This window comes from Streptomyces sp. SGAir0957 (genome assembly GCF_043523415.1).
The window spans coordinates 199,000-222,806 of record NZ_CP027293.1 but is presented as its reverse complement, the minus strand read 5'-3'; the positions used below and the strand labels follow the sequence as shown (position 1 = coordinate 222,806).

Here is a 23,807-nt window from a genome sequence, read left to right as displayed (position 1 = left end):
CGCGTCACTCCGCGACGGATCCTGACGTGGTGGTGGCGCGCAGCGTATCGGTGACGAGCGAGGCGATCTCGGGCTCGTTGTCGGTCAGGAAGAAGTGGCCGCCCGGGAAGACTTTCAGCTCGAACGCGCCGGTGGTGTGCTCACTCCATGCGGCCGCCTCGCCGATCGGGACATGGTGGTCCTGGTCTCCCACGAGGGCGACGACCGGGCTGTCCACCATGGCGTCCGGTCCGGTGGAGTAGGTCTCGGCGGCACCGTAGTCGGCGCGCACCGTCGGCAGGATGAGCCGGAGCAGTTCCGGTTCGTCGAGGACGCGGCTGTCCGTGCCTTCCAGCTCCCGGAGTTCGTCCACGATGCCCTCGTCGTCCCGGAAACGGACGCCGCGGTCTCCGCTGATGGAGGGCGCCCGGCGTCCGGAGACGAAGAGGGCCTGGGGTGCGGCGGCACCGTCGCGTTCGAGCAGGCGTGTCAGTTCGAAGGCGACGGCAGCGCCCATGCTGTGTCCCAGGAGGGCGCAGGGGCGGTTCGCGACGAGCGCTCTCAACTCCTCGAACGCGGCTTGGGCGAGCTCCGGCACGGTGGTGAGACAGGGCTCACGAATGCGGTCCTGGCGGCCCGGGTACTGCGCGGCGAACACCTCGATCCAAGGGGGCAGGCGCTCCGAAAGGGAGATGAAGGCGCTCGCGGAGCCTCCGGCGTAGGGCAGGCACACCAGAGTGACGCGGGCGTCAGGGCGCGCGTGGAACGTACGGAACCATGTGTTCCGTGACGGAAGGGGTCGTGCCATGGTGGAGCGGCTCCCTTCGGCTCGGCGGGGATCGTGGTCTCGGCCGACCCTTTCGGGCCGGGTGGGGCATGGCATCCGTGCATGCCGCCGTTACGAGCCGTCAGGGTGCACCGCAGGCCCCGGCCCGACGCCCGGGCCCTGCTCGACGCCCGGGCCCTGCTCGACACCCGGCTCTCGCCACGGCCCTCTTCCTCACACGTCCCAGGTGACCGGAAGACTCTTCACCCCGTGGATGTCGGACAGTTCCGTGCGCAGTGCGATCTCCTCGGCCGGTACGGCGAGACGCAGCGACGGGAAGCGGTTGAGCAGCGCGGGGAACCCGACGCGCATCTCGACCCGCGCCAGTTGCTGCCCGAGACACTGGTGAATGCCGTGTCCGAAGGCCACATGTCCCCCTTCCTGGCGCTGGAAGTCGAGTGTGTGCGGGTCGGTGAAGCGCGCGGGGTCCCGGTTCGCGGTGTTGTAGGACAGTATGAGCGACGAACCGGCCTCGACGGTACGGTCGCCGAGGCGGACGTCCTCCAGCGCCGTGCGCATGAACGTCTTGCCGACGCTGAGATAGCGCAGCAGCTCCTCCACGGCCCGGTCGGTGAGGCCGGGGTCGTCGCGCAGGGCCGCGAGCTGCTCGGGGTGGCGCAGCAGCGCGAAGGTGCCGAGCGCCAGCATGTTCGCCGTGGTGTCGAGGCCGGCCGCGAGCAGCACCAGGGCCATCCCCAGCAGCTCCTCGTCCGTGAGGTCGCTGTCGGTGAGTTCGCTGAGCACGTCGTCGGTGGGGTGCGCGCGCTTGGCGGCCACCAGCTCGCCGAGGCGCTCGCGCGTCGTGGTGTAGGCGACGACGGTGTCCTCGTCCCGCGCCTCGGCGTCCATGAACGACTCGAACTGCGCCTGGAACGAGGCCCGTTCGGCGGACGGGACGCCGAGCAACTCGCAGATCACCCGGGCCGGGACGGGCTTGGCGAAGGCGCTCACGAGATCCGCGGGCGGCCCCGACTCCCGCATCGCGTCGAGGTGCTCGGCGGTGATCTCCTCCACGCGCTCGGTGAGCAGCCGCATCCGGCGCACGGTGAACTTCCCCATCAGGGGCTTGCGGTAGCGGCTGTGCCGCGGGTCGTCCATGAGCAGGAACTCGCCCGGCGGGACCGGTGGCAGCTCCAGGCCGCCGTAGTCGACGGTCGGGTGACGCATCAGCTCCCGTCGTGAACTGAAGCGCGGGTCCGACAGGACGGACCGGATCAGGTCGTACCCCGTGACGAGATAGCCGACGTGACCGCCGGGAAAGGTGTAGCTGCTGAGGGGGCCGTGGCCCTGGGCTTCGAGAAGCTCCGCCGGAGGGTCGAAGGGGCAGCCCGGTCGCCGCGCGGCCGGCAATGTGGAGACGGTGTGCAACGGGTCACCCATGACCCTTCCTCATCTCACGAGAGAACGAATTCGACAGAGCCCGATCGACAGAGCCCGATGGACAGAGCCCGATGGAAAGAGCCCGATGGACAGAGCCCGATGGAAAGAGCCCGATCGACAGAGCCCGAAAGGCATGCGCCTTTCTACCCGCCGCGCCGCGGACCTGTCCAAGGGTGAACAGGGAATCCGTGCCGTAACGGTGGAACACCCCGATGCCCGCGCGGGGCGGAGGCCGGTGAGGATGGCGAGTGCTCTGCGGAGTTCACGGCAGGCCCCCGACGAGTAGGCGGTTCACTGCATGCTTCTGAACAGTTTTGACGAGTGGTCGCGACTGCGTGAGGTCGTCGTCGGATCGGCGGAGAACTACGTCTCGCACGAGCGGGAGCTCTCGTTCGACCTGTTCTTCCACGACAACCTCGCCCAGGACAACCCCGGCCGTTCCGAGTGGTACTACCCACGGCTGTCCGCGCGCGGTGAGCGGTCCGACCGGCAGCGGCAGCCGGTGGCCCAGCGCTACGTCGACGAGCTGAACGAGGATCTCGAAGGGCTGGCCGACACCCTGCGCGGCCTCGGCGTCACCGTCCACCGCCCCCGCGCGCTGCCCGCCACGACCGCCGAGGTCACCACCCCGGCCTGGTCCGCCTCCGTCGTTCCGCCGCTCAACATCCGCGACAACACGCTCGTCCTCGGCGACGAGATCATCGAGACCGCACCGATGATCCGCTCCCGGTACTTCGAGACCCAGCTCCTGAAACCGCTGTTCCAGGAGTACTTCCGCAACGGCTGCCGCTGGACCGTCATGCCCCGCCCGCTGATGACGGACGCCTCCTTCGATCTGTCCTACGTGCGCTCCGCGACCGTCGGAGGGCCGACCGAACCCATCGGGGAACCGCAGCCGTCGCCCTACGACGTCGGCCTGGAGATGATGTTCGACGCGGCCCAGTGCCTGCGGCTCGGCCGGGACATCATCGCGAACGTCTCGACCGAGAACCATGAACTCGGCGTCGCCTGGCTGGAGCGCCACCTCGAAGGCCGCTTCCGCGTCCACCGCGTCCACCGGCTGAGCGACAGCCACATCGACAGCATGGTGCTGGCCCTCCGCCCCGGCCTGCTGCTGGTCCGCTCCGAGGCGGTCGCCGACTCCCTGCCGCCTGCCCTGCGCCGCTGGGACCGGATCGTCGCCCCCACCCCCACCCAGAACAACTTCCCGCGCTACGACGACGATGACCTCATCCTGACCAGCCCCTTCATCGACCTGAACGTGCTGTCGGTCGACCCGGAGACCGTGCTGGTCAACGAGGCGAGCCCGGAGCTGGTGCGGACCCTGGAGGACGCGAAGTTCACCGTCGTGCCGGTGCGCCACCGGCACCGGCGTCTCTTCGGCGGCGGATTCCACTGCTTCACCCTCGACACCGTGCGGGACGGTGGCCCCGAGGACTATCTCGAATGAGCAGGCCGCGGCGGACCGGGGCATTCCTGTGCCGCCCGGGGTGTAACGGCGGAGTTCGCCGATGGTGCCGCATCCGCCGGGTGAAAACGTAGGGCGGGGAACACCGCTCGCATACCGCCAGAACTCGAATTCGGGCCCATTCGGCTACAGGTATTCACCCCGTTCCTCCGCTCCTTTTCATGGAGAGCCCGGAGTTCCGGGGAATCCAGGAAATCTAGGGAGTCGTACTCATGAGGGCAGCGGACGGTCGGGACTCGGCGCTCGCCATCATCGGTGTCTCATGCCGTTTCGCCGGGGCGGAGAATCCGGACGCGTTCTGGCGGCTCCTTGCCTCAGGTGGCAGCGGCGTCGGCGAGGTACCGTCCGGCCGCTGGACGGGAGCCGCCGCCGAGCACACCCCCCGCACGGGTGGCTACCTGGAGCGCGTCGACGCGTTCGACGCCTCGTTCTTCGGGATCTCCCCGCGCGAGGCCCCGTTCGTCGACCCCCAGCAGCGGCTCGCCCTCGAACTGGGCTGGGAGGCCCTTGAGGACGCCCGGATCACGCCGGACCGGGTGCGCGGGACCCGGCTCGGCACGTTCGTCGGCGTCACGGGCGACGACTACGCCCAGCTCCTGTCCCCGCACGTCGGAACGCTCGCCACACAGCACGCACTGACCGGCGTACAGCGCGGCGTCCTCGCCAACCGGCTGGCCGCCTTCCTCGGCGCCCACGGACCGAGCATCACCGTCGACTCCGCGCAGTCCTCCTCTCTGGTGGCGCTCCACCTCGCGGGCGCGAGCCTGCGCGCGGGCGAGTCCGACGCCGCCCTGGTCTGCGGGGTCAACCTCCACCTGCTGCCCCAGAGCGTGCTGCTCGCCGCTCGCCTCGGCGCGCTGTCCACCCGTGGCGGCTGCTTCACCTTCGACGAGCGCGCCGACGGCTACGTACCCGGAGAGGGCGGCGGTGCCGTCGTCCTGAAACGCCTCGACACCGCACTCGCCGACGGCGACCGCATCCTGTGCCTGGTCCGCGGCAGCGCGACCAACAACGACCCGGGCGGCGCGACCCTGACGGCGCCCACCGCCGAGGCCCAGTCCGACGTGCTCACGTCCGCCTACCGCAGCGCCGGCATCGGGCCCGGCGCCGTACGCTACGTCGAGCTCCACGGCACCGGCACACCCACCGGCGACCCCGTCGAGGCCGCCGCGCTGGGCGAGGCCCTCGGCCGCCACCGCCCCGCCGAGCGGCCTCTCGCCGTCGGCTCGGTGAAGACCAACATCGGTCACCTGAGCGGCGCCGCCGGCATCGCCGGACTCATCAAGGTCGTCCTCTCCCTCAAGCACCGACGGCTGCCCGCCAGCCTCAACTTCGAGAACCCCAACCCGCGCATTCCCCTCGGCGAACTCAACCTCCGCGTGCAGCGGGACCCGGGTCCGTGGCCCGACGGACCCGCGCAGTCGGAGGGCGAAGCCGGTGAACTCGTCGCCGGTGTCAGCTCCTTCGGTATGGGCGGCACCAACTGCCATGTGGTGCTGTCCAGCTGGAACCCCCAGCCGACGCCGTCCCCCGCACCGACGCCGTCCCCCGCACCGACGCCGTCCCCTGCACCCACGACGGCGCTGCCAGAACTGCCGTGGCTGCTGTCCGGGCGCACCGATGCCGCCCTGCGCGACGCCGCCTCCCGGCTGGCGAGCTGCGGCGCGGCCGACGGCACGGAGGCGTCGGCGGCGGAGGTCGCGTGGTCCCTCGCCTCGACGCGCAAGGGCTTCGAGCGGCGCGCGGCCATCGTGGCGGCCACGCACGAGGATCTGCTGACCGGAGTACGCGGACTCGCCGACGGTGCCCCCACGTCCGACGTGGTGCTGTCCGGCCCGACGACCCCGGGCGAGGCGGCAGTTGTCTTCTCGGGCGGGGCCCCGAAGGCCGCCGGCGCGGTCGTGGCCCTGTCCGTCTTCCCGGTCTTCGCCCAAGCGCTGGCGGAGGTGTGCGAGGTCTTCGACGACGTGGCCGCCGAGGTCGCCGACACGCTTGGCCTGCCGGAGGGGGCGCGGACGCGACAGGGCGTGGAGGACGGAGGGTTCGGCGCGGCACTGCGTCAGGCCATGACGTCGGCCGCCGACGACGTGGAGCCGGGCCCGGGGGAGGGCGGCCGGGACCAGGCGGGCGCCTTCGCGTTCGGCGTGGCCTCGTGGCGGCTGCTGACGTCGTGGGGGCTGCGCCCGACGACGGTCGCGGGACACGCGGTGGGCGAGGTGACGGCCGCCCACGCGGCGGGTGTGTGGTCGCTGCGGGACGCGGCACGCCTGGCGCTGGCGCGCGGCTGGCTCGAAGAGACCTCACCGGCCCATGGGGCGGAGGCCTACCGCAGGGTGCTGTCCACGGTCGAGCCCGGCACCTCCCGGCTGACCGTGATGTCGACGATGCTGGGCGGGACGGCGGAGCCCGATCTGCTCCGGGACCCTGAGCACTGGTTGCGGCAGGCGCGGGAGACGGGCCCGTTCACCGACGACGCCTCGGCGCTGATGTGGGACAGCGACCTGTCGCTCGTCGTGGAGGCGGGACCGGACGCGGTTCCCACCTCCTCGGCCGCCGCGAACGATCCGGACGCGGCTCCCACCTCCTCGGCCGCCACGAACGATCCCGACACCGCTCCCACCTCCTCGGCCGCCACGAACGATCCCGACACCGCTCCCACCTCCTCGGCCGCCGCGAACGACGACGACGTCCCTCCCGCCTTCGTGCCGCTGCTCGCGGAAGACCGCGTATCGCTCAGGTCGCTGGCGACGCTGTGGGTGGCGGGCGCCGATGTCGACTGGACCCCTCTGCTGGGCGGCGTCCGGAGCGTCGACCTGCCGACCTACCCCTTCCAGCGCCGCCGCTTCTGGCTGGAGACGGGACCGGAACAGGCCGCCCCGCAGGCCGCGACCGGGACGGAGCCACCGGCCGCCGCGCAGGCACCCGTGGAGACCAGCGCGGCCACGGCACCCGCCGTTGACCCCGCGCACCCCGGACGCGAGGCCGTCGCCGCGCTGAGCGGGCTCACCGGACCGAAGCGGACGGCGGCCCTGCGTACGTTCGTGTGCGAGCAGGCGGCCGCCGTCATGCGGGACTCGGCCCCGGTCGACCCGGCGCTCACCTTCAAGGACCTCGGTTTCGACTCCGTCATGATCGAGGAGCTCGGCAGGATTCTCGCGGTGTGCACGGGGCTGCCCGTGAGGGGCAGCACGGTGTTCGACCACCCCACGCCGCAGGCGCTGGCCGCGCACCTCGACGCCTCGCTCACCACCGCCCCGGGGCCCACCGACCACTCCGGGCAGCCCGCCACCGGACTGGCCACACGCTCCGCATCGCCAGGTGCCACGGGCCCGGCCCAAGACCACTCCATTGCGCCGCACACCGCACGGCCGGACGACGGCATGACCGGCACCGCACCGGCCCAGGACACCCGCCCCCGGCACCCCGACGACGACGCCGTGGCCGTGGTCGGCATGGCCTGCCGCTACCCCGGCGGCGTCGCCTCGCCGGACGACCTCTGGCGCCTGGTCGCCGACGGCACGGCGCCCGACACCGCCTGGCCCACGGATCGTGGCTGGACGCCGCCCGGCGCGGACACCGGCCGGACCGCGCCCGGCGGCGGATTCCTCAGCGGGGCCGCGGACTTCGACGCCGACTTCTTCGGGATCTCGCCGCGCGAGGCGCTGACGATGGACCCGCAGCAGCGGCTGCTGCTGGAGACCTCCTGGGAAGCCCTCGAACAGGCCGGACTGGACCCGGACCGTCTGCGCGGCTCGACCACGGGCGTCTACGTAGGCGCCACACCGCACGACTACGGCCCCCGCGCCGACCAGGCGCCGGACCACCTCGCGGGCCAGATCCTCACCGGCAGCACCCCCAGCGTCATCTCCGGCCGGGTGGCCTACACGTTCGGCTTCGAGGGCCCGGCGGTGACGGTGGACACGGCGTGCTCGTCGTCGCTGGTCGCCATGCACCTGGCGGGGAGGGCCCTGCGGTCGGGCGAATGCGATCTGGCCCTGGCCGGCGGCGTGGCCGTCATGGCGACAGCCGGTATGTTCCGCGAATTCGGGCGGCAAGGGGGCCTGGCGGCGGACGGCCGGTGCAAGCCCTTCTCGGCCGACGCCGACGGTACGGCGTGGTCCGAGGGCGTGGGCGTCCTGGTGCTGGAGCGGCTGTCGGACGCCCGGCGCAACGGGCACCGTGTGCTCGCGGTCGTGCGGGGCAGCGCGGTCAACCAGGACGGGGCGTCGAACGGCCTGTCCGCGCCCAGCGGACCCGCGCAACAGCGGGTGATCCGGGCGGCGTTGGCGGATGCCGGGCTCGGCACGTCCGATGTGGACGTGGTGGAGGCGCACGGGACGGGGACGCGGTTGGGTGACCCGATCGAGGCGGAGGCGCTGCTCGCGACGTACGGGCAAGGGCGTGATCCCGAGCGGCCGTTGTGGCTGGGGTCGGTGAAGTCCAATGTCGGGCATACGCAGGCCGCTGCCGGTGTGGCGGGTGTGATCAAGATGGTGGAGGCGCTGCGCCATGGCACGCTGCCCGCCTCTCTGCATGCCGAGGAGCCGTCGCCGCAGGTCGACTGGTCGTCCGGCGGAGTGCGGTTGCTGGCTCGGGCGCGGGAGTGGTCCGGGGCGGAGCGGGTGCGCCGGGCGGGTGTGTCCTCGTTCGGGATCAGCGGCACCAACGCCCACCTCGTTCTGGAACAGGCCCCGGCCGAGACCGAGCCGGTGAGCAGCCGCGATGTGCCCTCGGTGGTGCCGTGGGTGCTCTCGGCCCGTGGCGCCGACGCGCTCCGCGGCCAGGCGGAGCGGCTGGCGGCGTTCGCGGACGCCCGCCCCGACGTGTCCGCGGCGGACGTGGGTCTCTCCCTGGCGGCCGGGCGTGCCGTGCACGGGCACCGTGCGGTGGTGGCGGGTGCGTCGCGGGAAGAGTTGCTCGACGGGGTGCGGGCGGTGGCCCGGGGCGAGGGCGATCCCGGTGTGACTCAGGTGGACGCGGATGTCGCACGGACGGTGTTCGTGTTCCCGGGGCAGGGGTCGCAGTGGGTGGGTATGGCGCTGGAGCTGCTGGCGGACGTTCCGGCTTTCGCGGAGCGGCTGGAGGAGTGCGCGGCGGCTCTGGAGCCGTACATGGAGATACCTCTCTTGGAGGCGTTGGGCGACGCGGCGGCCTTGGAGCGGGTGGAGGTGGTGCAGCCCGCGCTCTGGGCGGTGATGGTGTCGCTTGCGCGGGTGTGGGAGTGGTTCGGGGTGCGTCCCGCCGCGGTAGTCGGACATTCGCAGGGTGAGATCGCGGCTGCGGTGGTGGCGGGCGCGCTGAGTCTGGAGGACGGAGCGCGCGTGGTCGCGCTGCGCAGCCGGGCCATCGCCGAGGAACTCGCGGGCCACGGCGGCATGGTCGCCGTCCAGCGACCCCTCGCCGAGGTGGAGGGGATGCTCGCCGCCTTCGACGGGGAACTGACCGTCGCCGCCGTGAACGGGCCCGGATCCACCGTGGTCTCCGGCGGCACCGCCGCGCTCGACGACCTGATGGCGCAGTGCGAGAGCCGTGGCGTCCGGGCCCGCCGCATCCCCGTCGACTACGCCTCCCACTCGGCGCAGGTGGACACCATCGCCGACCGGATCCTCGCCGACCTCGCCCCGATCCGGGCGGGCCGCGCCCAGGTGCCGCTCTTCTCGACGGTCACCGGCGACTGGCTCGGCGACGATGTGCCGGACGCCGCCTACTGGGTGCGCAACCTCCGCCACCGGGTCCGCTTCGAAGAGGCCGTACGGGAGTTGGCCGCCGACGGCTTCGACGCCTTCGTGGAATGCAGCGCCCACCCGGTGCTCGCCGGCAACATGACGCACACCCTGGAGGAGACCGGCCGGGACGCGGTCGTGACCGGCTCGCTGCTGCTCGGCGACGGCGGCCTGCGGCGCCTCCTCACCTCACTGACCGCCGTCTTCACCCACGGCATATCCGTGGACTGGAGCCGCGTCTACACCGGCACCGGTGCCCGCCACGTCCCGCTGCCCACGTACGCCTTCCAGCGCGAGCGCTACTGGCTCGACCCCGTCAGCGGCGGCGGCACCCCGGACGTCGCGTCCGCCGGGCTCACCCCGGCCGGCCACCCGTTGCTCGGCGCGGTCCTGCGCACCGCGGGCGACGAGGGCCTCGTCCTGACCGGGCGGCTCACCCCGCACAGCCACCGCTGGCTGCACGACCACGCGGTCGGCTCCCTCCCGCTGCTGTCTGGTACCGCCCTGCTCGAACTGGCGGTGCACGCCGGGGACCGGAACGGCACCCCCCACCTCGACGAACTCACCCTGCACGAGCCGCTCCCGCTGCCCACCGGAAGCGGCATCACGGACCTCCAGGTCACCGTCACCGCCGACGGCCCCGACCGCGCCACCGCGACCGTGCACAGCAGGCCCGGGGCCGACGACGGCCAGGACACCCGGGGCTCCCAGCTGCCCTGGACCCACCACGCGACAGCGACCCTGAGCGCGACCGCCCCGGCCCCCGCCGCCCCCGACTGGGCCGCCACCTGGCCGCCCCCCGGCACCACCGAGACCGACCTCACCGGCCTCTACGACGAACTGGCCGACGACGGCTACGTCTACGGCCCCGCCTTCCAGCTCCTCGCCCGCATGTGGAACGCCCCCGACGGCACCGTCTACGCCGAGGCACGGCTGCCCGGGCACGACGACGCCGCCGCCCCGCACGACGAGGACTTCGCCCTCCATCCGGCCCTCCTCGACGCCGTCCTGCACGCCGTCGTCACCACCACCCGCTCCGAGGACGGCGTGCGCCTGCCGTACGCCTTCAACGACGTCGCCGTCACCGCACCCGGCGCCCGCACACTGCGCGCGCGGATCACCCCCTCCGGTGACTCCACCGTCGCCCTCGACCTCGCCGAACCGTCGGGTCGGCGGGCAGCGAGCATCGGCTCCCTCACGCTGCGACCCGCGGACCTCGCACGGCTCACCGCGTCCCACGAGGCGACGCCCCGCTCCCTGTTCGCCGTGGAGTGGGAGCCGCTGACGCTGCCCGGCGAGACGCGCCCCACGGGACAGTGGGCCGTCCTGGGCGACGACGACGCCCCCGTCCTCGCCACACTCCGGAACGCCGGCGCCGCGCCGGACGTCCACCGCGACCTCGACGGCCTGCGTGCCGCCCTCGACGCAGGCGCCGCCGCGCCCGACATCCTCGTATGGACCGTGGGCGACGGGCCATGGAGCGTGGACGACGAGCCATGGAGCGTGGGCGACGGGCCATGGAGCGTGGGCGACGGGCCACGGACCATGGACGAACGGCGGCGGACCATGGACGATCGGCGGCGGGACGCCACGGTGACCGCCGCCCACCAGCACGCGGCCACGGCCCTGGAGACCGCCCGCGCCCTGCTCCTCGACGAACGGCTGGCCGGTACCCGGCTGTTCGCCGTCACCGAGGGAGCGGCGGGCCCGGCCCCGGTGACCGACGTCGCGGCCGCCACCGTCTGGGGCCTCCTGCGCAGCGCGCACACCGAGACCCCCGGACGGTTCCTCCTGGCCGACACCGACCGGGATCCCGCGTCGCTGCGCCTCCTGCCCGCCGTCGCCGCGGGCGACGAACCCCAGGTCGCCCTGCGCGCGGGACAGGCCCACACCCCCCGGCTCGCCCGTGTCACAGGACGGGTCGAGTCCACCGCCGTCCCCTTCGGTCCCGACAGCACGGTCCTGCTCACCGGCGCCACCGGACACATCGGCCGCCTTGTCGCCCGGCGCCTGGTCCGTGAGCACGGTGTACGCCGACTCGTCCTCGTCAGTCGGCGGGGAGGCGAGGCGACCCGCGACCTCACCGCCGAACTCGCGGGAGAGGGCTGCGAGGTGACCACCCTCGACTGCGATCCGGCGGACCACGACGCCCTGCGGACCGCGCTCGCGGGCCTCGGCGCCGACCACGCCCTGACCGCGGTGGTGCACGCGGCGGGCGTCCTCGACGACGGAACCGTCACCTCCCTGACGGCCGACCAGCTCACGACCGTGCTGCGCCCCAAGGTGGACGCCGCCTGGAACCTGCACGACCTCACCCGCGACGAGCCGCTGACCGCGTTCGTCCTCATGTCCTCGGTCTCCGGCGTCCTCGGCGGCGCGGGACAGGCCAACTACGCCGCCGCCAACGCGTTCCTCGACGCACTCGCCGCGCACCGGGCCGATCTGGGCCTGCCGGGACAGAGCCAGGCCTGGGGCCTGTGGGACCAGGACGACCGCAGTGGCGGCATGGCCTCGGGCCTCGACACCACCGACCGCGCGAGGCTGGCCCGGCTCGGCGTCGCGCCGCTGCCCGAGGAGCAGGCCCTCGCGCTGTTCGACCGGGCCGTCGCGGACCCCGCTCCGCTCACCGTGCCCACCAGGCTGGACCTCCGGCAGGTGCGCGAACAGGCGGAGAGCGAGGGGATCCCGGTCCTGCTGCGCGGGCTCGTCCGTCCCCCGCGGCCCGCGGGCGGCGACGGAACGTTCACCGAGCGCCTGACGGCACTGTCGCCCGACGAACGGCTCGACCTGGCCCTCGGACTCGTCCGCGAACTGGCCTCCGCCGTCCTCGGCCACGCCTCGGCCGACCGGGTCCCGGTCACGCGCGCCTTCCGCGACTTCGGCTTCGACTCACTCAGCGCACTCGAACTGCGCAACCGCCTGAACAACGCCACCGGACTGCGCCTTCCCGCCGGACTGGTCTTCGACCACCCCACCCCGACGGAACTCGCCGCCCACCTGGTGGACCAACTGGTGGGCGAGGAACCGGGGGAGGAGCCCGCCGCGCCCACGGCCCCCACCGATGAACCCCTCGCGATCGTCGGCATGGCCTGCCGCTACCCCGGCGGCGTCACCAGCCCCGAGGAACTGTGGGAGCTGGCCGCCACCGGCGGCGACGGCATCGGCCGCTTCCCGGCCGACCGGGGCTGGGACCTCGACGGACTGCACCACCCCGACCCGGACCACACCGGCACCTCGTACACGCGCGAAGGCGGATTCCTTTACGACGCGGGCGACTTCGACGCGGGCTTCTTCGGGATCTCGCCGCGTGAGGCGCTGGCCATGGACCCGCAGCAGCGGCTGCTCCTGGAGACCTCCTGGGAAGCCCTCGAACAGGCCGGGCTCGACGCGGACGGCCTGCACGGCAGCCGCACCGGAGTCTTCGCCGGGCAGGTCTACCACGACTACGCACCGACCCCGGACCGGACCCCCGGGCACGTCGAGGGCCTGCTCATGACCGGCAGCGCGGGCAGTGTCCTGTCCGGCCGGGTGGCCTACACGTTCGGCTTCGAGGGCCCGGCGGTGACGGTGGACACCGCGTGCTCGTCGTCGCTGGTGGCGATCCACCTGGCGGGGAGGGCCCTGCGGTCGGGCGAGTGCGATCTGGCCCTGGCCGGCGGCGTGACGGTCATGGCCACCCCCGCACCCTTCGTCCAGTTCTCCCGGCAACGGGGTCTGGCGGCCGACGGCCGCTGCAAGCCCTTCTCGGCCGACGCCGACGGCATAGGTATGTCCGAGGGCGCGGGCGTCCTCGTCCTGGAGCGGCTGTCCGACGCCCGGCGCAACGGACACCGCGTACTCGCGGTCGTCCGGGGCAGCGCGACCAACCAGGACGGGGCGAGCAACGGCCTCACGGCACCGAACGGCCCTGCCCAACAGCGGGTCATCCGGGCGGCGTTGGCGGATGCCGGGCTCGGCACGTCCGATGTGGACGTGGTGGAGGCGCACGGGACGGGAACGAGGCTGGGCGACCCGATCGAGGCGGAGGCGCTGCTCGCGACGTACGGGCAAGGGCGTGATCCCGAGCGGCCGTTGTGGCTGGGGTCGGTGAAGTCCAACGTCGGGCATACGCAGGCCGCTGCCGGTGTGGCGGGTGTGATCAAGATGGTGGAGGCGCTGCGTCACGACCTGCTGCCCGCCTCGCTGCACGCGGACGAGCCGTCGCCGCATGTCGATTGGGCGGCGGGCGGGGTGCGGCTGCTGGCTCGGGCGCGGGAGTGGTCCGGGGCGGAGCGGGTGCGCCGGGCGGGTGTGTCCTCGTTCGGGATCAGCGGCACCAACGCCCACCTCATCCTGGAAGAGGCACCCGTCGAGACCGGGCCCGGGGCCGAGCGACGCGTCGAACTCCCGGTCGTGCCTTGGGTGATCTCCGGCCACCACCAGGACGCTCTGCGGGCACAGGCCGGTCGCCTCGCGGCCTTCGTCGAGACACACCCGGACACCTCCGCCACAGAGATCGGCGCGGCACTCGCGGCGGGCCGTGCGGTGCGGGGACACCGTGCGGTGGTGGCGGGTGCGTCGCGGGAGGAACTGCTCGACGGAGTGCGGGCGGTGGCCCGGGGCGAGGGCGACCCCGGTACGGCACGGGCCGAGGCTGACACCGCGCGAACGGTGTTCGTGTTCCCGGGTCAGGGGTCGCAGTGGGTGGGGATGGCGCTGGAGTTGCTGGCGGACGTCCCGGTGTTCGCGGAGCGGCTGGAGGAGTGTGCGGCGGCGTTGGAGCCGTTCATGGACGTTCCGTTGGTGGAGGCGTTGGGTGATGGTGCGGCGTTGGAGCGGGTGGAGGTGGTGCAGCCAGCGCTCTGGGCGGTGATGGTGTCGCTGGCGCGGGTCTGGGAGTGGTTCGGGGTGCGTCCCGCCGCGGTGGTGGGTCATTCGCAGGGTGAGATCGCGGCTGCGGTGGTGGCGGGTGCGTTGAGTCTGGAGGACGGGGCGCGCGTGGTGGCGCTGCGCAGCCGGGCCATCGCCGCCGAGCTCGCAGGTCACGGGGGCATGGCGTCGGTGGCAGCCGCCGAGAAGGACGTACGGCGACTTCTGGACGGCATCACGGAGCCCGTGACCGTGGCCGCGGTCAACGGGCCGGCCACCACCGTCGTCTCCGGCACCCCCGAAGGGCTCGACGCGCTCAGGACCCGGTGCGAGCGCGACGCAGTGCGCTACCGCCGCATCCCGGTCGACTACGCCTCCCACTCCGGGCAGGTGGACGCGCTCGCCGACCGTATCCTCGCCGACCTCGCCCCGATCCGGGCGGGCCGCGCCCAGGTGCCGTTCTTCTCGACGGTCACCGGCGACTGGCTCGGCGACGACGTGCCGGACGCCGCCTACTGGGTGCGCAACCTGCGCCGGCCGGTGCGGTTCCAGGAAGCCGTACGCGCTCTCGCCGCCACGGGTACGGCTACGGGTGCGTTCGTGGAGTGCAGCGCGCACCCGGTGCTGACCGCGGCCGTGGAGGACACCCTTGAGGAGGCCGGTCACGAGGCCGCGGTGACGGGAACCCTGCGCCGCGACGACGGAGGGCCGCGACGCCTGTTCGCCTCGCTCGGCGAGGCCTTCGCCCAAGGCGCGCCCGTGGACTGGGCGAAGGCGTTCGCCGCCGTCGACGCCGGGCACGTCGATCTCCCCACCTACGCCTTCCAGCGCGAACGCTACTGGTGGGAGCCTGCCACGCCGCACGGGTACGCCGCCGCGCAGGACACCTCGGGCCCCGGCGACGACACCGGCTTCTGGGAAGCGGTGCAGAGCGACGACACCGAGGCCCTCGCCGGCCTGCTCGACGTGGACGGGGACGCCCTGGCGGGTGTGCTGCCCGCTCTGCGGACCTGGCGCAGGCACCGTACGGACCGGGCCGCCGTCGACTCCTGGCAGTACCACGTGCGCTGGGCTCCCACCGCGCTGCCCGCCGCCCCGGTCCTGACCGGGACGTGGCTGCTGGCGGTCCCTGCCGACTCCGTCGCGGCGGCCGACTGCGCCGATACGGTCGCCGCCGCCGTGCGCGACCACGGGGGTGACGTCACCACGCTCACCGTGACCGCGGACGCCACCCGGGACGACATCGCGGACCTGCTGCCCGAGGGGACGTTTACGGGTGTGCTGTCCCTGCTGAGCGTCGTCGACAGCGACAGCGACAGCGACAGTGGCAGTGGCAGTGGCAGTGGCAGTGGCAGTGGCAGCGGCAGGGGCAGCGACAGCGGCGCCGAGGAGCGGGTCGGGCGCACCGGACTCACCACCACCGCCGCCCTCTTCCAGGCGCTCGGCGGGGCCCAGACGTGCGGCCCCCTGTGGTGCCTGACCCATGACGCGATCACCGCCACCGCGCAGGACGCGCGGACCGTGCGCGACCACGCCGCCGCCCAGCAGATGGTGTGGGGCTTCGGCAGGATCGCGGCTCTGGAACACCCCGAGCGGTTCGGTGGACTCGTCGACCTGCCCGCACGCCCCGACGGGCCCACGGGCCGCCTCCTCGCGGCGGTCCTGGCCGGTGACAGCGGCGAGGACCAGGTGGCCCTGCGCCCGTCCGGCGCGCTCGTCCGGCGTCTGTCCCGCACCGGCGCGGTCGGGACCCGGCCGGCGTGGCGCCCGCGCGGCACCGTCCTGGTGACCGGCGGTACCGGAGGTCTCGGCGCCCGCGTGGCCCGTCACCTCGCGGAGCAGGGCGCCCAGCACCTCCTGCTGGTCAGCCGGCGCGGTCCCGACGCGCCGGGCGCCGCCGAACTCCGCACCGAACTGGAGGAGAGCGGCGTCGGTGTCACGCTCACCTCGTGCGACGTCGGCGACCGCGCGGCCCTCGCCGAGCTGCTCGCGACCGTGCCCGCCGACCGCCCCCTGACGGCGGTCGTGCACACCGCCGCCGTCCTGGACGACTCCGTCGTCGACGGCCTCACCCCCGACCGGATCGACCAGGTCCTGCGGGTCAAGGCCGACGGCGCCCGGCACCTGCACGAGCTGACCCGGGACGCCGACCTGGACGCCTTCGTGCTCTTCTCCTCCCTCGCGGGCACGCTGGGCGCCTCCGGACAGGGCAACTACGCCCCCGGCAACGCCTACCTGGACGCGCTCGCCGAGCAGCGGCACGCGCTGGGACTGCCCGCCACCTCCATCGCCTGGAGCATCTGGGACGAGCGCGGCATGGCCACCGAGGGCGACATCGAGGCGACCGCAGGCCGCCACGGTCTGCCCGTGATGGACCCCGGCCTGGCCGCCGCGGCCCTCCTCACGGTGGCCGGCGACACGGAACCGACCGTCGTGATCGCGGATGTGGAGTGGGACAGGTTCCACGTGGCCTTCACCGCCACCCGCCCCAGCCCCTTCCTCTCGGACCTGCCCGAGGTCCGGCAACTCACCACCGCGGACGCCGCCGGGCCCGACCCCGAAACGGCCCCGGGCGCCGACGGGCTCGCCGGGCGCATCGCCGCACTGGGCGACCGCGCCGAACAGCAGGCCGCCCTGCTCTCCCTCGTCCGCGAACAGGCCGCCAAGGTCCTCGGCCACTCGGGGCCCGAGGCCGTCGACCCCACGACCGCCTACCGCGACCTCGGCTTCGACTCGGTCACCGCCGTCGAACTGCGCAACCGCCTGAACAAGGTGACCGGGCTCCGGCTCCCCACCACCCTCGTCTTCGACCACCCCACGGCCCGCGATCTCGCCGCCCGTCTGCGGGACGAACTCGTCGGCGGACGCGACACGGACCCCGCCCCTGCCGCCGCGCCCGGCCCCGTCCCCGCCCCGGCGGACGACGACGACCCGATCGCCATCGTCGGCATGGGCTGCCGTTTCCCCGGAGACATCCGCTCCCCGCAGCAGCTGTGGCAGCTGCTCCGCGACGGGGGCGACGCCATCACCCCGTTCCCCGACGACCGGGGCTGGGACCTCGACACCCTCCGGGGGACCGGCTCCGGTGACCGGACCGGCACGTCGACCGCCCAGGAGGGCGGATTCCTGCACGACGCGGGCGACTTCGACGCGGAGTTCTTCGGGATCTCGCCGCGTGAGGCGCTGGCGATGGACCCGCAGCAGCGGCTGCTCCTGGAGACCACCTGGGAGGCGCTCGAACAGGCGGGCATCGACCCGACCACTCTGCACGGCACCCGCGCGGCCGTGTTCACCGGCACCAACGGCGGCGACTACCTCGCCATCAGCCCCGACGTCCCCGAGGAGACCGCCGGGTACGTCGCCACGGGCAACACCGGCAGCGTCCTGTCCGGCCGCGTCGCCTACACCCTCGGCCTTGAGGGACCCGCCCTCACCGTCGACACCGCCTGCTCGGCCTCCCTCGTCGCCCTGCACCTGGCCGTGCGCTCGCTCCGCCAGGGCGAGAGCGATCTGGCCCTGGCCGGTGGCGTGACCGTCATGTCCACCCCGGGCATCTTCACCGAGTTCACCCGCCAGGGCGGCCTGGCCCCCGACGGGCGCAGCAAGGCGTTCGGAGCCGGCGCGGACGGCGCCGGGTTCGCCGAGGGCGTCGGCGTCCTCGTCGTCGAACGACTCTCGGACGCCCGCCGCAACGGCCACCAGGTCCTCGCGGTCGTACGGGGCAGCGCGGTCAACCAGGACGGTGCGTCGAACGGCCTGTCCGCGCCCAGCGGCCCCGCCCAACAGCGCGTCATACGGGCGGCGTTGGCGGACGCCGGGCTCGACGGGTGCGACGTGGACGTGGTGGAGGCGCACGGTACGGGTACGAAGCTGGGCGACCCGATCGAGGCCGGTGCGCTGCTGGCCACGTACGGGCAGGGCAGGGACCCGGAGCGGCCGCTGTGGCTTGGGTCGGTGAAGTCGAACATCGGGCACACCCAGGCCGCCGCCGGTGTCGCGGGCGTCATCAAGACCGTACTCGCCCTGCGGCACGGCACCTTGCCGCCCACCCTGCACGCCGACGAGCCCTCGGCTCACGTCGACTGGTCCTCCGGCGCCGTGTCCCTCCTCACCGCGCCGCGCGACTGGCCCGCGACAGGACGGCCCCGGCGGGCCGGAGTCTCCTCGTTCGGCGTCAGCGGAACCAACGCCCACGTCATCCTGGAACAGGGACCGGACGCCGACCCGCACGACTCCGACCCTCACGACGACGACCATGGCTCCGACGACCACCGCTCCGACGGCACCTTCGAACCCTGGACCCTGTCGGCGCAGTCCGACGCGGCCCTGCGTGAACAGGCCAGGCGCCTGCTCCCGCTCGCGCAGGAGGGGGCCGCCCGGAGCGGCGACATCGGCCACACCCTCGCGACCACACGCGCCGTGCTCGACCATCGCGCGGTCGTCCTCGGCGCCGACGGCACCGACCTGGCCGGCGCCCTGACCGACCTCGCCGAGGGCCGGCAGACACCCGACATCGTCCGCGGCACGGCCACCCCCTCCGACGGCCGCGTCGTCTTCGTGTTCCCGGGTCAGGGAACGCAGTGGGTGGGCATGGCGCTGGAGCTGCTGGCGGATGTTCCGGTGTTCGCGGAGCGGCTGGAGGAGTGTGCGGCGGCGTTGGAGCCGTTCATGGATGTTCCGTTGGTGGAGGCGTTGGGTGATGGTGCTGCGTTGGAGCGGGTGGAGGTGGTGCAGCCTGCGCTCTGGGCGGTGATGGTGTCGTTGGCGCGGGTGTGGGAGTGGTTCGGGGTGCGTCCGGCCGCGGTGGTGGGTCATTCGCAGGGTGAGATCGCCGCGGCTGTGGTGGCGGGTGCGTTGAGTCTGGAGGACGGGGCGCGCGTGGTGGCGCTGCGCAGCCGGGCCATCGCCGCCGAACTCGCGGGCCACGGCGGCATGGTGGCCGTGGAACAGCCCCTCGCCGAGGTGGAGAGGATCCTCTCCTCCTACGACGGGGACTACGACGGGGACAACGGCGAGGCTGTTCACGGCGGGGAACTGACCGTCGCCGCCGTGAACAGCCCCGCCACCACAGTGGTCTCCGGCAGCACCGAGGCGCTCGACGGCCTGATGGCGGACTGCGAGAAGCGCGGCATCCGGGCCCGCCGCGTTCCCGTCGACTACGCCTCCCACTGTGAACAGGTCGAGACGATCCGCGCCCAGGTCGAGAAGGCGGTGGCCGACGTGGCGCCGCGGCCCACACGGATACCGTTCTTCTCCACGGTGACCGGAGGCGAACTCGCCCACACGGAACTGGACGGCACCTACTGGTACCGCAATCTGCGGTCCACCGTCCGCTTCGAGGAGACCGTACGCGCCCTGCTCGACGCGGGATTCCGCAGGTTCGTCGAGGCCAGCGCCCACCCGGTGCTGACCACCGGGGTGCAGATCACGGCCGAGGACCACGGCACGGACGTGACCGTCACCGGCACACTGCGCCGCGACGACGGCGGCCGGCCGCGCCTGATGCGGTCGCTGGCCGAGGCGTTCGTCACCGGCGTACCCGTGCGGTGGGCCCGCTCCTACGAAGGCCGCCCGGTCCGGCGGGTCGAGCTGCCCACGTACGCCTTCCAGCACAAGCGCTACTGGGTGGCGGACGGCGGCGCCGCCGGTCGCCGTACCTCCACACACCAGGACGGCGCGGAAGCCACCGGGCACGCCCTGCTAGGCAGCGCGGTGCCGCTGCCCGGGACCGGCGGGGCCCTGTTCACCGGGCGGCTGTCGCTGCGGGACCAGCCCTGGCTCAGCGACCACGCCGTACGCGGCCGCGTACTGGTGCCGGGCACGGCCCTCCTGGACATGGTCCTGCGCGCCGGGGACGCCGTCGGCTGCGACCGCGTGGAGGAACTGATCCTCGAGACGCCGCTGCTCCTGGACGCCTCCCGGCCGACACAGGTGCAGGTGCTGGTCGCCGGGGCCGCGGAGGACGGCAGCCGTACGGTGGACCTGCATGCCCGGGTCCAGGACCCGGCGTCCCAGGACTCCGGTTCCCAGGACACGGAGTGGGTGCGGCACGCGCGGGCGACGCTCGTGAGCGACGCCGGGCACCCGGACATCACGGACTCCGAGAACTGGCCCCCGGCCGACGCGCAGCCCGTGGACATCACCGGCCTCTACGAGCGGCTGCACGAGCAGGGACTCACGTACGGGGAGCAGTTCCAGAGGCTCACACAGGTATGGCGCGGGCCGCGGGGCGAGCTGTTCGCCGAGGTTTCCGCGCCCGGGACGGACGTGACGGGCTTCGGTATCCACCCGGCGCTCCTCGACGCCGCCCTCCACGCCTGGCCCGCCTGCGCGGACGAAGAGGCCATCGGACGGCTGCCCTTCCTCTGGACCGGCGTCACCCTGCACGCCACCGGCGCGACGCGGTTGCGGGCCACGCTCGTACCGACCGCCGAGGGCGCCTACTCGGTACAGGTCACGGACAGTTCGGGTCTGCCGGTCCTGTCCGCCGACGGACTCCTGACACGTCCGCTCGACGAGGCGCGGCTTCCGGCCCCGCCCGAGGACGGCGTCGCCGCCGCCTACCGGGTCGCCTGGACCCGCGTACCGGCACCGGCCCCGAAGGACGAAACGCCGCGGGTCGCGGTGCTCGGCGACACGGCCGAGGGGTTGCCCGTGACGGATACGGAGCACGCCGGGTACGCCGACCTGGAAGCACTGGAGGCACATCTGACGGGCGGGGACGAGTCGTCGGCGCCCGGTCACGTCCTGGTGGACCTGAGGACCGAAGCATTCCCGTGCGCCGATGAAGACATGGCCGCTGCCGCCGAGGGCATGGCCCTTCGCGCGCTGCAACTGGCGCAGCAGTGGCTGGCGAGCGACCACTTCACGGAGTCCCGGCTGGTCCTCGTCACCGGCGGCGCCGTACAGGTCCACGGCGGCGAACGCCTGGACCACCTCGCGGCCGCACCCGTATGGGGACTGGTGCGTTCGGCACAGACCGAGCACCCCGGGCGCTTCGTCCTCCTCGACGTCCTCGACGTCCTCGACCGGACCGACGCGACGCCCGACACGGTGCTGGGTGCCCTGGCCACGGGCGAGCCCCAACTCGCCGTCCGCGGCGACGATATCCTCGTTCCGCGGCTGGTGCGCGGCGAGGAGTCGCCGACGCACGTGCACATGCCGGCCCCGGCAGGGGAGCGGGCGGAGCCCGTCCCGGCGCACGACGAGGACCTGGCCGGGGAACGGCGTCTCGCCCACGCCGGGAACGGCACCCTCGAAGGGATCGTCTGGGGCCCGTCGCCCGAGAACAAGGGAGGCGAGGGCCAGGGCAGTCGCACGCTGGGCGAGCACGAGGTGCGCATAGCGATCCGGGCCGTCGGGCTCAACTTCCGTGACGTACTGATCCCATTGGGCATGTACCCGGACGCGGAGAACGCGCGGATGGGCAGTGAGGGCGCGGGCGTGGTCACCGGGATCGGGCCCGGCGTGACGGGTGTCGCGGTCGGCGATCGGGTCATGGGCGTCTGGCAGGACGGGTTCCGCTCCTCCGTCGTGGTGGACGAGCGGGTCGTGGTGGCGATCCCGGAGGGGTGGTCGTTCGTGGAGGCGGCGTCGGTTCCGGTGGCGTTTGTGACGGCGTTTTATGCGTTGGTTGATGTGGCGGGTGTGCGGTCGGGGGAGACGGTGTTGGTGCATGCGGCGGCGGGTGGTGTGGGGATGGCTGCGGTGCAGTTGGCGCGGTGGTTGGGGGCGGAGGTGTGTGCGACGGCGAGTGAGTCGAAGTGGCCGGTGGTGCGGGGGCTTGGGGTGGCGGAGGGGTGTATTGCTTCGTCGCGGTCGGTGGGGTTTGCGGAGGTGTTTCGTTCGGGTGTGGATGTGGTGGTGGATTCGTTGGCGGGGGAGTTGGTGGATGCGTCGTTGGGGTTGGTGCGTCCGGGTGGCCGGTTCGTGGAGCTGGGCAAGGCGGATGTGCGGGATCCGGGGGAGGTTGCTGCCGCCTATGACGGCGTGATGTACCGGGCGTTCGACCTCGCGGAGGTGGCACCCGAGCGCCTGGGAGAGATGCTGCGCGAGGTCGTGGAACTGTTCAGGGCCGGTGCGCTGGAGTTGCTGCCGAGGCAGGAATGGGATGTGCGGCGGGCGGGTGAGGCGTTCGCGCTGATGAGCCGGGCGAAGCATGTGGGCAAGCTGGTGCTCAGTGTGCCGCCGACTGGTCGGCCTGTGGCATCTCCCTCGGAGGGTGAGGGTGAGGGCGCAGGTGGTTGGGTGTTGGTGTCGGGTGGTTCGGGTGTGCTGGGTGGTGTGGTGGCGCGGCATCTGGTCCGGGAGCGGGGTGTGCGCCGGTTGGTGTTGTTGAGCCGTAGTGGTGAAGTGGGCGCTCTGGTGCTGGAGTTGGCGGGTCTGGGTGCTGAGGTGCGGTCGGTGGTGTGTGATGTGGCGGACCGTGTGGCGTTGCGGGGTGTGGTGGAGGGTTTGCCGGGTGGTGTGTCGGGGGTGGTGCACGCGGCGGGTGTGCTGGATGACGTGGTGGTGGAAAGGCTGTCGCCGGAGCGGCTGGAAGGTGTGCTGGCGGCGAAGGTGGTGGGTGGGTGGAATCTGCATGAGGTGATGGCGGATTCGCAGGGCCTGTTTGTGTTGTTCTCGTCGGCTGCTGGGGTGTTGGGGGCTGCGGGGCAGGCGAATTATGCGGCGGGGAACGCGTTCTTGGATGGGTTGGCGGCGTTCCGGCGGGCGCGTGGCTTGTCGGGTGTGTCGGTGGCGTGGGGGTTGTGGGAGCAGCGCAGTGTGATGACGGGAGGGTTGGAGCGGGCGGATCTGGCGCGGATGCGTCGGATGGGTGTGCTGCCGATGTCCACGGAGGACGGGCTGCGCCTCCTCGACACCGCCGAACAGTCGACGGACAGCTTGATCGTGGCCGCGCGGTTCGACCCCCGGGCCCTGGCCGCGGGCGGAGCCGACGGCGCCGTCGGACCCATGGCGCGGGACGACCGCGCGCGCACCTCCGTACCTCTTCGGCGCCGAACCGTCGCGTCCGTCGCGTCCGTCGCTTCCGACGAGGCCGACGCGCAGCCCGACGGCCCCGCGCTGCCGGCGCGCCTCGCCGGACTGGGCGACGCCGAACGGCATCAGCTGGTCCTGCGCACCGTGAGGGAACACGCGGCGACCGTGCTGGGGTACGACTCGGCCACCGCGATCCCCGTCGAACGGGGCTTCCTGGATCTCGGGATCGACTCGCTCACCGCGGTCGAACTGCGCAACCGGCTGAAGACCGAGACCGGCCTGCCCCTGGCCGCCACCCTGGTCTTCGACCATCCCGATGCCACCCGCCTCGCCCACTACCTCGCGCAGGCGCTGGGCCCTCAGGAGGCCGACGGCACACCCGCGGATGGAGACGCGCATGCCGGCCCGGGGCGGCGTGCGCACGCGGGCAGCGCTCAGGCGACCGCCCCCGAAGCGGATGCGCCCGACGTGTCCGGGCGCCTGGAGTCGGCGGACGCCGACGAACTCTTCGACTTCATCGACCGGGAATTCGGTCCGAACTGACCGCCACGGCGCCGCCCCTGGCCCCCAGCGACCAGGCGGGCGCCGTCCGATCCATGAC

Annotated in this window: 4 protein-coding genes; 2 read left to right on the top strand and 2 right to left on the bottom strand. The window is 73.2% G+C overall.

Going from position 1 to position 23,807, the window contains the following annotated elements:
* Window positions 1–4: 4 nt before the first annotated feature.
* A complete protein-coding gene (locus C1N81_RS06495) occupies window positions 5–787 on the bottom strand; it encodes a thioesterase II family protein (RefSeq protein ID WP_394427660.1) in 783 nt (260 codons plus the stop codon).
* Window positions 788–979: 192 nt separating this feature from the next.
* A complete protein-coding gene (locus C1N81_RS06490) occupies window positions 980–2,185 on the bottom strand; it encodes a cytochrome P450 (protein ID WP_394427659.1) in 1,206 nt (401 codons plus the stop codon).
* Window positions 2,186–2,483: 298 nt separating this feature from the next.
* On the opposite strand from C1N81_RS06490, the gene C1N81_RS06485 reads away from it, so the two are divergent.
* The gene (locus C1N81_RS06485; protein ID WP_394427657.1) at window positions 2,484–3,635 is read left to right on the top strand and encodes a glycine amidinotransferase; all 1,152 of its coding nucleotides are present in this window, start codon (window positions 2,484–2,486) and stop codon (window positions 3,633–3,635) included.
* Window positions 3,636–3,865: 230 nt separating this feature from the next.
* On the top strand, window positions 3,866–23,749 hold the full coding sequence (locus C1N81_RS06480) for a type I polyketide synthase (RefSeq protein WP_394427656.1): 19,884 nt from the start codon (window positions 3,866–3,868) through the stop codon (window positions 23,747–23,749).
* Window positions 23,750–23,807 lie beyond the last annotated feature (58 nt).